The organism is Mesorhizobium sp. B2-5-3 (assembly GCF_006441005.1).
Lineage (GTDB): Bacteria > Pseudomonadota > Alphaproteobacteria > Rhizobiales > Rhizobiaceae > Mesorhizobium.
Window position 1 is genome coordinate 1 of record NZ_VFUS01000005.1, and the last position, 15,249, is coordinate 15,249.

At 64.7% G+C, this 15,249-nt stretch carries 14 protein-coding genes and 1 tRNA gene; 6 read left to right on the forward strand and 9 right to left on the reverse strand.

Annotated features, from left to right (window positions below):
* Nucleotides 1-256: 256 nt before the first annotated feature.
* Nucleotides 257-1,615, reverse strand: a complete 1,359-nt coding sequence (gene aroA, locus FJ867_RS12965) for a 3-phosphoshikimate 1-carboxyvinyltransferase (RefSeq protein ID WP_140497241.1) — start codon at nt 1,613-1,615, stop codon at nt 257-259.
* Nucleotides 1,616-1,822: 207 nt separating this feature from the next.
* Here aroA and FJ867_RS12970 point away from each other — a divergent pair, with 207 nt between their 5' ends.
* The 4 genes from FJ867_RS12970 to FJ867_RS12980 all read left to right on the forward strand — a co-directional run bounded on the left by FJ867_RS12970 (nt 1,823) and on the right by FJ867_RS12980 (nt 3,196).
* Nucleotides 1,823-2,212, forward strand: a complete 390-nt coding sequence (locus FJ867_RS12970) for a TIGR02300 family protein (protein WP_140497238.1) — start codon at nt 1,823-1,825, stop codon at nt 2,210-2,212.
* 173 nt (nt 2,213-2,385) lie between these two features.
* Nucleotides 2,386-2,461: transfer RNA gene (locus FJ867_RS12975), tRNA-Ala, on the forward strand.
* Between the two features lie 56 nt (nt 2,462-2,517).
* Nucleotides 2,518-2,673: a hypothetical protein gene (locus FJ867_RS28745; protein WP_181168359.1), complete on the forward strand. Its 156-nt coding sequence runs from the start codon at nt 2,518-2,520 to the stop codon at nt 2,671-2,673.
* A 37-nt stretch (nt 2,674-2,710) separates the two neighbouring features.
* Nucleotides 2,711-3,196 carry a hypothetical protein gene (locus FJ867_RS12980; protein ID WP_140817572.1) on the forward strand — a complete coding sequence of 162 codons (486 nt, stop codon included), beginning with the start codon at nt 2,711-2,713 and terminating at the stop codon, nt 3,194-3,196.
* Here FJ867_RS12980 and FJ867_RS12985 read toward each other — a convergent pair.
* The 5 genes from FJ867_RS12985 to FJ867_RS13005 form a co-directional block, all read right to left on the reverse strand.
* A complete protein-coding gene (locus tag FJ867_RS12985) occupies nt 3,186-3,704 on the reverse strand; it encodes a hypothetical protein (protein ID WP_140523503.1) in 519 nt (172 codons plus the stop codon). The genes FJ867_RS12980 and FJ867_RS12985 overlap by 11 nt on opposite strands.
* The gene (locus tag FJ867_RS12990) at nt 3,697-6,576 is read right to left on the reverse strand and encodes a sarcosine oxidase subunit alpha family protein (RefSeq protein ID WP_140556900.1); all 2,880 of its coding nucleotides are present in this window, start codon (nt 6,574-6,576) and stop codon (nt 3,697-3,699) included. The genes FJ867_RS12985 and FJ867_RS12990 overlap by 8 nt, the downstream gene beginning before the upstream one ends.
* Entirely contained in the window at nt 6,573-6,839 is a 267-nt protein-coding gene (locus tag FJ867_RS12995; RefSeq protein ID WP_140512890.1) for a sarcosine oxidase subunit delta, read from the reverse strand. Before FJ867_RS12995 ends, FJ867_RS12990 begins: the two co-directional genes overlap by 4 nt.
* 70 nt (nt 6,840-6,909) lie before the next feature.
* Nucleotides 6,910-8,163 carry a sarcosine oxidase subunit beta family protein gene (locus FJ867_RS13000; protein ID WP_140817574.1) on the reverse strand — a complete coding sequence of 418 codons (1,254 nt, stop codon included), beginning with the start codon at nt 8,161-8,163 and terminating at the stop codon, nt 6,910-6,912.
* A gap of 95 nt (nt 8,164-8,258) precedes the next feature.
* Nucleotides 8,259-8,918, reverse strand: coding sequence for a TetR/AcrR family transcriptional regulator (locus FJ867_RS13005; RefSeq protein WP_181165292.1), 660 nt, complete (start codon nt 8,916-8,918; stop codon nt 8,259-8,261).
* A 266-nt stretch (nt 8,919-9,184) separates the two neighbouring features.
* On the opposite strand from FJ867_RS13005, the gene FJ867_RS13010 reads away from it, so the two are divergent.
* Both FJ867_RS13010 and FJ867_RS13015 read left to right on the forward strand, forming a co-directional pair.
* A complete protein-coding gene (locus FJ867_RS13010; protein ID WP_140512893.1) occupies nt 9,185-10,624 on the forward strand; it encodes an aldehyde dehydrogenase family protein in 1,440 nt (479 codons plus the stop codon).
* Nucleotides 10,625-10,681: 57 nt separating this feature from the next.
* Complete coding sequence (locus tag FJ867_RS13015; RefSeq protein ID WP_140817576.1) at nt 10,682-11,263, forward strand: DUF1349 domain-containing protein; 582 nt, start codon at nt 10,682-10,684, stop codon at nt 11,261-11,263.
* A gap of 31 nt (nt 11,264-11,294) precedes the next feature.
* On the opposite strand, the gene FJ867_RS13020 is transcribed toward FJ867_RS13015, so the two are convergent.
* The 3 genes from FJ867_RS13020 to FJ867_RS13030 form a co-directional block, all read right to left on the reverse strand.
* Entirely contained in the window at nt 11,295-12,824 is a 1,530-nt protein-coding gene (locus FJ867_RS13020; protein WP_140817577.1) for a mercuric reductase, read from the reverse strand.
* On the reverse strand, nt 12,814-14,157 hold the full coding sequence (locus FJ867_RS13025) for a glucoamylase family protein (RefSeq protein ID WP_140817804.1): 1,344 nt from the start codon (nt 14,155-14,157) through the stop codon (nt 12,814-12,816). The genes FJ867_RS13020 and FJ867_RS13025 overlap by 11 nt, the downstream gene beginning before the upstream one ends.
* A gap of 213 nt (nt 14,158-14,370) precedes the next feature.
* Nucleotides 14,371-15,123 carry an SDR family NAD(P)-dependent oxidoreductase gene (locus FJ867_RS13030; RefSeq protein ID WP_140817579.1) on the reverse strand — a complete coding sequence of 251 codons (753 nt, stop codon included), beginning with the start codon at nt 15,121-15,123 and terminating at the stop codon, nt 14,371-14,373.
* Between the last annotated feature and the right edge of the window lie 126 nt (nt 15,124-15,249).

The following is a 15,249-nucleotide window of genomic DNA, read 5'->3' on the forward strand; positions in this document are numbered from 1 at the left end:
CCAGCATACCTGAAACCGAACAGCGTAGCGGTCCGGAGAGAGCTTGCGATCCGTCGCGCCCCCCTCTGTCCTGCCGGACATCTCCCCCACAAGGGGGGAGATTGGCAGTTCCGACGCCTCGCTCACTTCTGCAACGCGGGCGATTTGCGAAGGCCGCTATGACGGCTGATCTCCCCCCTTGTGGGGGAGATGTCCGGCAGGACAGAGGGGGGCGCTGTCCTGCCGGCATTTCAGTTTGGCCCCAACCCATCAACTCTCACCCAATCTCCGCGCCCAGCCCTGTCATCAGGCTCATGAACTCCGGGAAACTTGTCGCGATCATGTTGGCGTCGTCGATGGTCACCGGCTTCTCAGTCGCCAGCCCCATCACCAGGAAGCTCATGGCGATACGGTGGTCGAGATGGGTCTGCACGGTCGTGTCCGGGCCATTGGGATGGCCGCCGAGCCCCTTGCCGCCGGGCTTTCCGCGCACCGCGAGCGATGTCTCACCCTCTGTGCAGTCGACGCCATTAAGCTTCAGTCCATTGGCGACCGCCGACAGCCGGTCGGATTCCTTTACCCTGAGTTCCTCCAGCCCCTGCATCAGCGTCTCGCCCTCGGCGAAGCTGGCGGCAACGGCCAGCACCGGATATTCGTCGATCATCGACGGCGCCCGCTCGGCCGGCACGGTGACCCCCTTCAGCTCGGAATAACGCACGCGCAGGTCCGCGACATCCTCACCGCCGGCATTGCGCGGGTTCAAGATCTCGATCTGGCCGCCCATCTCCTGCAAAGTCAAAAGCAGCCCGGTGCGGGTCGGGTTCATCAGCACGTTTTCGATCACGATGTCGGAACCCGGCACGATCAGCGCGGCCACCAGCGGGAAGCCGGCCGAGGATGGGTCGCCCGGCACGGCGATCGTCTGGCCGGTGAGCTTGCCCTGGCCCTCGATGAAGATATGGCGCACGCCGCGCTCGTCGGTCTCGACCGACAAATTGGCGCCAAAGCCTTTCAGCATCTTTTCGGTGTGGTCGCGCGTCATGACAGGCTCGATGACGGTGGTGATGCCCGGCGTGTTGAGGCCGGCGAGAAGCACCGCCGATTTCACCTGCGCGGAGGCCATCGGCACGCGATAGGTGATCGGGGCGGCATGCTTTGGTCCATGCAGCGTGATCGGCATGCGGTCGCCGGGCGTTGCCTTCAGCACCTGCACGCCCATCTGGCGCAGCGGCTCCAGCACGCGGCCCATCGGCCGGCCTGACAAGGAAGCATCGCCGATGAAGGTCGTTTCCATGTCATATGTGCCGACCAGCCCCATGGTCAGCCGCGAGCCGGTACCGGCGTTGCCGAAGTCGAGCGGCCCTTCCGGCTGCAGCAGCGCGCCGTTGCCGGTGCCGCGGATCACCCATTCGTCGCCGCGCTTCTCGATATGTGCGCCCATCGCCTTCATGGCGGCGCCGGTGCGCATCACGTCCTCGCCTTCGAGCAGGCCGGTGATGCGGGTCTCGCCGGAGGCGAGCCCGCCGAACATGAAGGAGCGGTGCGAGATCGACTTGTCGCCCGGCACGCGCGCCGTACCGGAAAGCGCTTGACATTTGCGGGCGGTGGCCGGCTTGGAAGCGGCGGCGTGAGACATGGAATTTCCCTGGACGGAATGCCGGCGGGCCGGCGCTTTTCATTTGTTGCGGCGGTCTCGTATCACGGTGGGCCGAAATGGTCATCCCCCATGGTCGACGCTTGACGCTAGGCCTTCCAACGCATGGTTTTGTGACGCCGGCTTTTGGCTTTGACAGCGCTGCAAACAGTGGTTAAGGGGACCACTCTTTTATCGACGAGGCTTGCCGTGGCAAAAACCGAACTTGGCACAAAGCGTATCGACCCTGAAACGGGTCGAAAATTCTACGACCTGAACAAGGACCCGATCGTCTCGCCCTATACCGGCAAGACCTATCCGCGTTCCTATTTCGAGGAAGGCAAGATCGCCGCCCTCGAGGAGGAAGAGGAAGTGGCCGAGAAGGAAGTGGACGCCGAGGACGAGGAGGGCGTAGAAGTCGTCTCGCTCGAAGAGGCTGACGAAGACGTCAAGGGCGACGATCTGCCCGATCTCGGCGACGACGAGGATGATGTCGACCTGGGCGACGACGAGGACGATACGTTCCTCGCCGACGAAGAGGAAGAGGACGACGATGTCGCCGACATGATCGGCGTCGGCGACGACGACGACGAGGTCTGACAAGGCCGGGAACGCAAGCGTTTGCCGGCTTTCGCAGCTTGTGAAGAAAAAGCCGCTGATGAAGGCTTGATATTGACGAAGGGCGGGGTTAGAAGCCGCCTGCACTAACGGCGCGGTCTCCAACCCGCGCCGGATCTCTTCGCCGGAAACGGCGCCGGTTGACTGCCGGAAGTGGGGCCATAGCTCAGTTGGGAGAGCGCTTGAATGGCATTCAAGAGGTCGTCGGTTCGATTCCGATTGGCTCCACCAAACAGTCACTTTTCCAAATTTCGGGGTTGTAGAAACCGGATTCAGCTTCGGAATTGTTGGACATCGCTGCCCGCCGCAGCCTGAAGCGCGCCGCTCAGGCGGTCGACGCGGCGGTTTCGTTCTGGCCGCCCGCTCCACTGATGCTGGGCTGCCTGCCGATTTCGCTGCCGTCGGGCGCGCCGGTGCTTACGCAATATGCGGCCATTGACTAAAACGGTTCCTGTTTGATTCGCTTTGAACGGGACCGTCATGAGCAAAGCCCTCACGTCCTTCGCCCTGGTCGCGGTGCTGACAGCGCTGCTCATGGCCTTGAGCCTGGTGGTGGCCAGGCACGGCTACCCCTACGGTGCGATCGGCGTCAGGCGCCTCGACGGCATTGCCGATGCCGGGATGTTCATACCACTCGCCGCCGTCTATTTCTTCAGCGCGCTGCTGATGATGATCCTGCCGATCAGAGCCGCCGGCATCGTGCTCACCCATGCAGCCGATGCCATCTTCTGGACCGTGATCGTGCTCCTTGCCTCCATCGTAGGCTGTCTCGTCGCCAGATGGGCATTCAGCCAGCGCGACGCCCTATGGGCGCTGCTGAACTGGCGGTTCCTGTTTGCGGCGGCTATCGTCGGTTGCCACTTCGTCATGAACGAGCTTCGCCGCAACGTGCTCTTGCGCAGTCTGTTTTTCGTCGTCTTCGCGGCGGCCACGCTGGCCTGCCTGTTCTGGTCGTTCACGCTCTGAGAGCCGTTTCCATCCACGTCCACAGGTAGGATGCCAGGCCGCGATCGACATGGATGCGCAGCCTGTCCCGGTGGCGGTAGACGATGGCACTGACGCCGGCGAAGGAAAGTGCGGCACTGGCGCTTTCCTTGTTTGGGTCGAGCGTTGATCCGCGCGCGATGAAAGCGTCGATGGCCGAGCCTTTGACCTCGAACACATGAAGTCCAGCGCTGATCGCCGTCACCGCGAAACCTTCCGCGTGCCAACCCGCGGCGATGGCGAGCGGTGTGCTCGACACGACGAGCAGGCGGTCGCGCGCCAGACGCGCCGCATAGCGGTCACCTTGCGCGCTGCCAAAGGCGCCCACGCCGTTGCCGTCCATGCCGGATATCCGCGCCCAGGCGTCGAGATCGCCGCTGACCAGCAATTGGTGAAGGCCGGGGATCGTGCGCGCCTCGAGACCCGGTGCACCGATGGTTGCCGACTGCCAGTCCGGCGCTACCGGCCATTTTTGGGCGAGATCACGCATTGAACCGGTCTCCTGCCGGGTCGAAGGCGCAAGGAGCGGCGATCGTCGCCGTCATCGCCTTGCCGAGATGTTGGATTTCGATCGTTTCGCCGTGGCGGGCCGCACCGCGCTCGATCAGGCCGAGCGCAACCGGCCGGCCAAGCGTAGGGCTCCGGTAGCTCGATGTGACAAAGCCCTGGCTGCGCAGCTTGCCGCCGCTGCGCTTGATGCCATGCGCGCCAGTTGGCAGCGGCGCTTCGCCGGACGGGACCGCCAGCCCGACCAGCTGCATGCGGTCGCCGCGCGAAGCCTCTTCGGTGAACAGCGAGCGGCGGCCGACGAATTCGGTCTGGCGCTTTGCCCGCGGGCCCTCGACGCCGAGGTCGTGCGGCAGCGTGGTGCCGTCGGTGTCCTTGCCGATCACGATGAAGCCTTTCTCGGCGCGCAGGATCATCAGCGCCTCGAGGCCGATGACAACCGCATCGAACGCCTGCCCGGCGTCGCGCAGGCGCGCCCACAAGGACTCCGCGCGATCGGCCCGGATGGAGATCTCGTAGCTTCTGTCGCCGGTGAAGCTGACGCGGGTGATGCGCACCTCGTCGCCGTCATAGCTGCCCTGGCCGACCGCCATGTGCGGCAGCTCGCCATCCTCGAGCGAAAGGCCGAGATCAACCGTCTCGAGCAGTTTCCGGGCGTTCGGTCCCGAAACGGTCAGGGTCGCCATTTCCGCGGTGGCGTTGTGGATGTAGACCGCGCCGCGCCCGAACCGGTCCTGGCGCCACTCCTCCAGCCGCGCATGCACGGCGGCCACGTGCGAGGACGAGCACGACACGACGAAGCGATGCTCGTCTAGCCGCACCAGCACGCCGTCATCGAAGACCACGCCATTCTCGGACAACATGAAGCCGTAGCGGCAGCGGCCCGGCTTCAGCGTCGACATCGTGTTGTAATAGACGAAATCGACGAACGCGGCCGCCTTGGGTCCGATCACCTCGATCTTGCCCAGCGTCGAGCCATCGAACAATGCGACGGACTGGCGGGCGCGACGGGCCTCGTCCTGGATCGTGCGATCCGCATCGCCGCCCCCATAATAGGCCGGGCGCAGCCAGCCGCCATACTCCTGGAACACGGCGCCGCTGGCACGATGCACGCTCTCCAGCGGCAGCCGCCGCACCGGCGCCATCAGTTCGCCGCTGCGCGCGCCGGCGAAGCTCGCCAGCGGAACCGGCGTGAACGGCGGACGATAGGTCGTGGTGCCGACTTCCGGCACCGTGCGGCCGGTGATCCCGGCCATCAGCGCCAGGCCAGGCAGGTTGGAGGTCTTGCCCTGGTCGGTCGCCATGCCGAGCGTCGTGTAGCGCTTCAGATGTTCGACCGAGACGAAATTTTCGCGCGCCGCCAGCTCTATGTCCTTCACCGTCACGTCGTTCTGGTAATCGATCCAGATGCGTCCCTTCGAACCCGGCGTTGGCCATGCCGCTACTATCCCGCTGGTCGCCTCCGTTCCGCTGCTGCGCGGCACTGCTGCCTTCGTCGGGCCGAGCGACGCGACGGCTTTCTGCGAACCGGCGAATACCTCCGACAACGAAACCGCGCCGGCGGCAGCTCCGGCCACCGCTATGGCCTCGACCGGGTCGCCCGGCAGGAAGGCCGCGCGCGCCTCGCTCCAGGCGAGCTTGCCCTTGGCCTGGCCGAAGAGATGGATGGTCGGTGTCCAGCCGCCCGACACCAGCACACAATCGGCATCGAGCCTGGTGCCGTCGTCCAGCATCACACCCTCGACGCGCAGCTTGCCGGCCGCGGCGGTGAGCGCGCGGCCCTTGAGCATCCGCACCTTGGCGGGCGCGGCGGGCATACCGTCGCGCCTGATGTCGACAAGCGTGACGTCGGCGCCAGCCTCGGCGGCCGCCTCCGCCACTTCATAGGCGCTGTCATTGTTTGCGGCGACGACGATATGGCGGCCGGCCAGCACCGCATGGCGCCTGAGATAGCTGAGCGCTGCGTCCGCCGAGAGAATGCCCGGCAGGTCATTGTTGGCGAATGGCAGGGGCCGCTCGATGGCGCCCGTCGCCAGCACGATCCGGCGCGGCCTGACCCGCCACAGCGTGTCCGGCCGGCCGTCGAAATGCCGCTGGTTAAGCCCGACCAGATTATGGTCGTAGATACCGAAAGCGGTGGTCGAAGGCAGGACCAGGTGACCGCCGGCGGAAAGCCCCGCAACCGTCTCCTCGACCCACACGGCGGCCGGTTTGCCGTCGATCTCGCCGGCGCGGTGACCGAGCGATCCGCCGGGCTTTTGCTGGTCGTCGACCAGCATGACGGACCGGCCTGCGCCGGCCGCCAGCCTTGCCGCTGCCAGCCCGGCCGGTCCGGCGCCGATCACCAGCACGTCGCAATGGTGGTTGATCTGGTCGGCCGGGCCGGGCGACGTCCAGTCCTTGTCTACCTGACCCAGTCCCGCCATGGCGCGAATGCGTGGCTCGAACATGTGCCAGTCCGGCCACATGAAGGTCTTGTAGTAGAAGGCGGCCGGAATGAAGCGGGAAAAGCGGTCGAGGAAGGCGTTGCGGTCGGCCAGCGCATTGGGTGTCGCGTTGACGCTTTTGGCGACCAGCCCGTCGCGCGCCGGCTCGGTCGTCGCACGCGTGTTCGGCGTCGTCTGCGGGCCGCTGATATCCACCAGCGCGTTCGGCTCTTCGACGCCCGCGCCCCAGATGCCGCGCGGCCGGTGGTATTTGAAGCTGCGGCCGACGACCGCGACATCGGCGGCCAGCAGCGCGGAGGCGATGGTGTCGCCGGCGAATCCCTGTACGGTGGCGCCGTCGAAGCTGAAGCGGATCGGGCGCGAGCGGTCGATGGCGCTGCCACCCGTGCTAAGGCGCGAGGCGGTCACGCCGCGTGCTCCCCGCCCAGGGCAGCCGAAGACAGCACCTTGTGCGTAACGGTGTCACGCTCCATGACGAAGAATTCGCCGCAGTTCATATGCACCCAGATCTCGCGCGCCGCGCCTTTTGGGTTGGAGCGCAGATAGAGGTAGTTGGCCCAGTGCTCGATCGGCACCTCGGCGCCATCAGGCCTGACATTGCCGGCATCGCCGCCATAGTGGAATTCGGTCTCGTCGCGCGGGCCGCAGAACGGGCAAGGGAAAAGCTGCATGGCAAACCTCAGTCGTCGTCTTATGCATGTCGTTGCCCTAAGGCCGCTCGGCGCTTTTGCGCGACATGCATCAATGCGCGATGCCGGAACCAGCCGCTTCGTCGATCAGCCGCCCGCTGGCGAAGCGGTCGAGATCGAAGGGGCGGCTGATGTCGTTGTGCCTGCCCGTTGCCAAAAGGTTCGCCAGAAGCGTGCCGCCGGCGGGGATCGCCTTGAAGCCGCCCGTGCCCCAGCCGCAATTGAGGAACAGATTGGGCAGTGGCGATTGACCGATGATCGGCGAGGAGTCGGGCACGACGTCGACGATCCCGGCCCATTGCCGCATCAGCTTCAACTGGCCGAAGATCGGGAACATTTCCAACAGCCCCGCGATCACCCCCTCCAGCGTCGGCAGGTTACCGCGCTGGGCATAGGAGGGAGTGCGGTCGAGCCCGCCGCCGATGACGATCTCGCCCTTGTCGGACTGGCTGACATAGACGCCCGTGCCGGGCGACAGTACCACCGTGTCGAGGATCGGCTTGACCGGTTCGGTTACGCAGGCCTGCAGCGCATAGGAATTGATCGGCAGCCGAAAGCCGGCCTTGGCCGCCAGCACCGAGGAATGTCCTGCCACGGCCATGCCGATGCGGTCCGCGCGGATGGCGCCACGCGTCGTCTGGACGCCGCGGCAGCGCCCGCCCTCGACGATGAAGTCGGTGATTTCGCAGTTCTGGATGATGTCGACGCCGAGTCGGCTCGCGGCCCGTGCATAACCCCAGGCGACCGCGTCGTGGCGCGCGGTGCCGGCCCGGCTTTGCCAGATGCCGCCGAACACGGGAAAGCGCGCATTGGCCGTGAAATTGTAGATCGGCGCCACCCGGCGCACATCCTGGGGCGAAAACAGCTCCGCATCGATGCCGTTGATCTGCATGGCATTGACTGTGCGTGCCCCGATCTCCATTTCGGCGGTCGAGTGGCACAGGCTGACCATGCCGCGCTGCGACAGCATGACGTTGTAGTTGAGGTCCTTCGACAGTCCCTCATAGAGCCGGTGCGCCAGCCCATAGAGCTCGACGCTCTGCGGATAGTAATAGTTGGAGCGCACCACGGTCGTGTTGCGGCCGGTATTGCCGCCGCCGATCCAGCCCTTTTCCAAAACCGCTACTCTGGCGATGCCGTGATTCTTCGCCAGGTAATAGGCCGTCGCCAGCCCGTGGCCGCCGCCGCCGATGACGATCGCGTCGTAGGACGGCTCCGGCTCGGGCGAGCGCCAGGCCGGCTCCCAGCCGGTCTGGCCGGCGAGGCCTTCCCTGAAGAGCGACAAAGCGGAATAGCGTCTGGTCATGGCGTGCTGGAGGAGGTTGGTTCAATGGGCTGAGGCGTAACGCTATTGTACATATGTGTCTAGTTCGTGCCGTGGTGTGAAAGCGGCGGCTGTCGCTAACGGCTGCGCGAAAGCGTTTCCTCGACATAGCGCGAAAAATCCTCGACGTCCTGTGCCGTGGGCTCCTGGCCGGTGAAGCTGCGCAGATAGGACGCGACGTGCGGCAGACGGCTGCTCATCGGTTCGTCGAGCTCGAGCGAGTAGTAGCCGATCTGCATGAAATAGAGCACGCGGGCGCGCACGAAGGCGTCTTCCTCGTCATAGCCGTGGCGCCTGAACATGTCGCGAATGGCGTCGACGCGCTCCTCGTCGGCCTCGTCGAGAGCCCGCCTGATGGCGGGCGATCGCCGGGCCCACGCCCTGATCGCGAAATCCAGCTGCGGATCGAACAGCTTCTCGTCCACCCAGCACTCGAAGATGCTCATCACCCCGCGGATGACGGTCGCGGAAGGCCGCGCGGCGCGTTCGACGATGAACCTTGTATTGGTCTGCCGCCAATAATCCAGCAATTGGTCGAGCAGGTCCTGGCGGCTCTTGAAGTACCAATAGAAACTGGAACGCGACACATCGAGCTTCTGGCCGAGCGTCTGCACACGGACGCTTTCGACGCCGTCCGAAATCAACGTTTCAAGCGCGAGCTTGAGCCAGTCTTCCCGGGTGACCTTGATGTTGCCGGTGGCGCCGGCGCGTTGGGTTGTCGTGTCGGTGGCTTCCATCGGCACGACGCATGACACGCCGCCCCGGGCAAATCAAGACTATAGACATATATGTACAGACCCGTTTCGCGGTGATTGGAACGATGTGTCGCCGAACCTGTTGGGCCAAGGGCGATGCGCTGCGGGCAGCAGGTCGCGCGGGGCCGCGAACCGAGAGACTTTGTCGCGGCCGTCCGCGCAAAGCGTGCTTTCCCGCAGAGCAATTGTCTGGCAAATACAAATCACACAGATGCCGCCGCGCGGCGAACCAGCAGGAAAGACACGACATGGCACCGCTTCGACAGAACCTCATCGACGGCGAGTGGGTCGGCGATGCCGGCTCCCGCAACATCAACCCGTCCGATACCGGCGACATCGTCGGCGAATACGCTTCCGCAGGTGTCGAACAGGCGGCACAGGCGATCGCCGCGGCCAAGGCGGCCTTTCCCGCCTGGTCGCGCTCGGGTCTGCTGGTCCGTCACGCGGTGCTGAAGAAGACGTCGGACGAGATCCTGGCGCGCAAGGACGAGATCGGCCGCAACCTTGCGCGCGAGGAAGGCAAGACGCTGGCCGAAGGCATTGGCGAGACCATTCGAGCCGCCCAGATCTTCGATTTCTTCGCCGGTGAGACACTGCGCCTCTCGGGCGAAGTCGTGCCTAGCGTGCGGCCGGGCGTCGGTGTCGAGATCACGCGCGAAGCGGTCGGCGTGGTTGGCATCATCACCCCGTGGAACTTCCCGATCGCCATTCCCGCCTGGAAGATCGCCCCGGCGCTTGCCCACGGCAACACCATCGTCTTCAAGCCGGCGGATCTCGTTCCCGAGAGCGCCTGGACCATCGTCGACATACTGCACCGTGCCGGCCTGCCCAAGGGCGTGCTCAACCTCGTCATGGGCAAGGGCTCGGTGGTCGGCCAGGCGATGCTTGACAGCCCGGACATCAACGCCATCACCTTCACCGGCTCGGTTGGCACCGGCAAGCGCGTCGCCGCGGCGAGCGTCGAGCACATGCGCAAGTTCCAGCTCGAAATGGGCGGCAAGAACCCGCTGGTGGTGCTCGACGATGCCGACCTCGCTACGGCTGTCGATTGCGCGATCAACGGCGCTTTCTTCTCGACCGGCCAGCGCTGCACGGCTTCGTCCCGGCTGATCGTGACGAACGGCATTCATGACCGTTTCGTCGAAGCGCTCAAGGAACGGATGGACAAACTGGTCGTCGGCGATGCGCTCGACGCGCAGACCCAGATCGGTCCCGTCGTCGATGCGACGCAGCTCAAGCAGGACGAAGACTATATCGCCATCGGCGTGAGGGAAGGCGCCACGCTCGCCTTCGGCGGCGAGCGGCTCGACCGCAAGACGCCGGGCTTCTTCCTGCGGCCGGCGCTGCTGACCGATGCCACCAACGCCATGCGCAGCTCGCGCGAGGAGATTTTCGGGCCTGTTGCCAGCGTCATCCGCGTCAAGGACTACGACGAGGCGCTCGCCGTCGCCAACGATACGCCATTCGGGCTGACGTCCGGCATCTGCACGTCCAGCCTCAAGCACGCCACGCATTTCAAGCGCAATTCGGAGGCCGGCATGGTGATGGTCAACCTGCCGACGGCGGGTGTCGATTTCCATGTTCCCTTCGGTGGCCGCAAGGGCTCGAGCTACGGTCCGCGCGAACAGGGCCGATACGCCATGGAATTCTACACCACCGTGAAGACCGCCTACACGTTTGCAGGCTGATCGGGGCGCCGGCTGACCGGGCCGGCGAAGCCTTCGCGTGCACCAAGAGACAAGGCGATGACAGTTCAAGACAAGGATCTGACCTGGCTCAATCCGCCGCCGCATCATTCCATCGACGGCGATGCGGTTCATGTGCGCACCGGCAAGGAGACGGATTTCTGGCGCGAGACTTTTTATGATTTCTGGCGCGACAACGGCCATTTCCTCTACACGCGCGTAGAGGGCGATTTCACCGCGGAAGTCACCGTCACCGGACGTTATGAGGTGCTCTACGACCAGGCGGGGCTGATGCTCCGCCTCAGCGAAACGCATTGGATCAAGGCCGGCATCGAATACACCGACGGCGTGATGTATTTCTCGGTCGTCGTCACCAACGATGCCTCGGACTGGTCGTTGGCCACCATTCCAGCCGGTCCGGATGGCGTTAGGATCCGGGTGACCCGCCATGCCGAGACTATCCGCGTCCAGTATCTGGATGTCTCCGACGGTCATTGGAAGCCGGTGCGGCTCGCCTACTTCCCGGTCTCGAAGGCGGTCGATGTCGGCATGATGTGCTGTTCGCCGCAGCGCGAAGGCTTCGAGGTCACCTTCACCGGCTTTTCGGTCGGCCCGCCGATTTCGCGGGACCTGCACGGCTGAAGCCCGCGCCAACGCCGACGGGACACAAGCGTCATCGCCTGGACCACGCCAGCCAGCGTGCCGCCAGATGTCTCCACAAAGGGGTGAACCGCGTTCGCCGGTAAGCGTCGCCGGCCATTTTGATGCCTTGCGCCTGTGTCGGGAAGGGATGGATGACGTCGGCCAGCGCGTGCAATCCCATGCCCGACCTGATGGCCAGCGACACCCCGTTGATCATCTCGCCGGCATGGGCGGCGACCACGGTCGCACCGAGGATGCGGTCTGATCCTTCCCTGACATGGATTTTGACGAAACCCTCTTCCTCGCCGTCCATCACCGCGCGGGCGACATCGTGCATCAGCACCGTATAGGTCTTGACCGGAATGCCGTCGCGGCGAGCCTCCACCGGATAGAGGCCGACATGGGCGATTTCCGGATCGGTGTAGGTGCACCACGGAACCACCAATTCGCTCAGCCTCTTGCGCCCGAGAAACAGGGCGTTCTGCACGACCATGCGGGCTGTTGCTTCAGCGGTATGCGTGAATTTGTAGTCGAGGCAGACATCGCCCGCCGCATAGATGCGCGGGTTTGAGGTCCTGAGATAATCGTCCACCTTGATGCCTTTGGCATCGTGGGCAACCCCCGCCTCGTCGAGGCCAAGACCGTCGACATTGGGCGAGCGGCCTATGCCGGTGATGATCTCGTCGACGGAAATGGTCGTCGTGTCGCCGTCCCGCACCAGATCGGCGAGCTTCTTGTCGCCTTCCCTGCGCACCGCCACCACTTCGGTGTTCAGTCGGACCTCGACCCCCTCGCGCGCCAGCGCCTCCGAAAGGATCTGCGCGGCGTCGCGTTCCTCGCCGGGCAGGAACATCGGATCGCTCTGCGCCAGGATGACCTTCGCACCGAGCAGGCAGAAGGCCTGCGCTGTCTCGCAGCCAAGCGGCCCGCCGCCGATGACCAGCAGCCGCTTCGGGCAGTCGACAAGGTCGAACATCGTCTCGTTGCTGAGATAGCCGGCCTCGACCAGGCCGGGAATGGATGGAAACTCCGGCCTCGCGCCTGTCGCAATCAGCGCCTTGCGGAAGCGCAGCGTGGTTCCCGCGACGGTCACGCAATCGCTTCCCTCAAACCGGGCTTCGCCGAAATGAACGTCGATGCCCAGCGCAGCAAGCGCCTCAGCGCTGTCGGCATGGCTGATCCGTTGCCGGATGCGCCGCATCCTGGTCATCGCGCGCTGGAAATCGACGCGAAGATGGTCCGGCGCATCGGCTCCGAAATTCTCGGCATCGCGCATGTCGGCATAGAGCCTGGATGTACGGATGATCGACTTGGACGGGATGCAGCCGGTGTTGATGCACGTGCCGCCGATCAACCCGCGTTCGATCAGCGCCACTTTCGCGCCGAGGCTTGCCGCTTCGGTCGCGGCAGTCAAGCCGGCAGGCCCGGCGCCGACGACGACGAGATTGTATGGTCCGGTGGGCGGCGGGTTTCGCCAATGCGGCGGATGGGCGCCCCTGACCAGCTCGACATCATTGTGGTCGGCCGGAAAACCGGCAGCTTTCGTCCCTTCAAGCGACATCGCGGCCATCCGGGCTTGCCGGCTGCGACAGCCATCCGCCTGTGAACCCCGCCTTGTTAAGGCCGCGGCGGATGTACTGGTTGGAACGCATCAGCTCCCACACCAGGCGCGAGCGGTGGTTCTCGATCATCATCACCACGATGCCCTGGTCGAGGCCGAAATGGCCTTCCGACACCCAGCCGTCGCGGCCAAATTTTCGCCGGTTGGCCAGCGTCGGGTTGAAGCCGCTCGGCAGCCGGAAATTGTCGATCACCTGGGGGTAGCGATCCGCGAGATGGCGCAGCGCCGCCATGCAGATATCAGGCGCAAAAGGCAGCGACGCCGGATAGGACCACGGCGCGATCGTGCCGTCGTCCGGCCCGAAAGGCGCACCGCGCGCGACGTAGCCGGAAAACCGGCGCCGCCGCCGTTGTATGCTGCTGCGAAAGCCGCCCGGTCCGTCCCCGGCCGAAAGCCCCCAGAGGTTCTCTCCGTATCCATCATAGCCATGGGGGTTGTGCCGAGCATAGTCGCGGTGGAGGTAGGTCGAGCGGCGGCTGTTTTCGAAATAGTCCGAATTCTTCTCGCGCATGAAAGCGTCGCGGATGCCGGCGAAGTCGATCCAGGCGTGTGAGAACTGGTGCATGAACAACGGACCGCCATAAAGCACGTCGTAGCCGTAGATGTTTTCCCACTGATAGGTCGCCGTCCAGCCCGCGTAGCTGTCGTCGGACGTCGGGCTGTCGGGCGAGGCCATCGACAGGACATAGAGGATCGTCGCCTCATTGTAGCCTTCCCAGCCATAGTGGAGAAAGCCGCTCTTCGGTTTCCAGCCCTGTCGCAACGTCGGACTACTGCCTTGCGCCCATCGCCAGTCGACGCGCCGGTAGAGCGCCTCGGCCAGCCGGCGGATTTCGGCTTCCTCGTCATTGTCGCCCCGGAAATAGGCGCCCGCCACGAGAATGCCGGCCATCAGCAATGCCGTATCCACCATTGACAGTTCGCAGCGCCACACCCGAAGTCCGGTGCGAATGTCGAGGAAATGATAGTAAAAACCCTTGTGGCCGGTGACATCAGCGCCACTGCCTTGCGTGCTGGTCCAGAAGAAACGCAGCGCGGCGAGCGTCAGCTCCACCGCTGCTTCCCGCTCCATCCAGCCGCGATCGATCCCGATCGGATAACAGGAGAGCGCAAAGCCTACGACCGCGATGCTGGCCGGTGAATTCGGCCGCGACGTGTCGGCGACCAGCCCGTTTTCGGGGTTCACGTTTTCCAGAAAATAGCCGAAGGCCGCGCGCTGGAAACGATCCAGAAGGTCGTCGTCCGACAGGATGGCAAGCTCGACCTTAAGCAAATGCGGCAAGCTCCGGTCCGGTCGTCGCGATTGTCGGAGAAAGGTGCAGGAATTGCGCGCGGGCCGAACTGTCACGCCTGGTCATGTCTTCGCCCTCATTGTTGCCGTTGCCGGGTTCCGGCTTCGGCCACTGTACGCTTGTCCAGCTCCGTTGGTTGCTTCCTCACGCGCAATTGTAGTGGCTTGCCGCCAGCCGGAAAGCGCCGCACCACATCAGTAGGTGGCGCGGCCGCCGGAGACGTCGAAGACGGCAGCCGTCGTGAACGAACATTCCTCCGAGGCGATCCAGCAAATCAGCGCCGCCACCTCGTCGACCTCGCCAAAGCGCGCCATCGGTATCTTGGAGAGCATGAAATCGATATGCTCCTGGCTCATCTGCTTGAAGATCGCCGTGCGCACCGCCGCCGGCGTGACGCAGTTCACGGTTATGCCGGTCTTGGCCAGTTCCTTGCCGAGCGATTTGGTCAGGCCGATCACCGCGGCCTTGGATGTGCTGTAGGCGGAAGCGTTGGGATTGCCTTCCTTGCCGGCGATCGAGGCGATGTTGACGATGCGGCCGTAATTGCGCTCCAGCATGTGCGGGACGAGCGCCTTGTTGCAGTAGAAGACACCGTTGATGTTGATGTCGATGACCAGACGCCAGTCCTCCACCGGATAGTCCCAGGCGGTCATGTTGGGACCGGTGATGGCGGCGCTGGTGATCAGGATGTCGACCCCGCCATGCGCCTCGATCGTCGACCGCGCCGCCCGATCCACCGCCGCCGGGTCGGCGACATCGACGGTCTGGCCATGCAGCGCTGGGATCGAAGCCCTGGCCGCTTCGATCTGGGCGGGATCGCGGTCCCAAACCGAAACGCGCCCGCCCTCTTGGATCAGCCTCTGTGCGACGGCGAGGCCGATGCCGGATGCGCCGCCCGTAATCACCGCCGAGCGTCCGGCAAACCGTTCCGCGAGAATCGTCGGCATCTCATTTTCCCCTGTCCTGGCGCAAATCGGCTCCGCTCGGCGAAACCATGTTCGGGGGTGACTGTGAGGTCGCCGCCGGCCAAGTTCAAGCCGGCATGCACCTCGATCGTCTGGGCCAATCCCTGA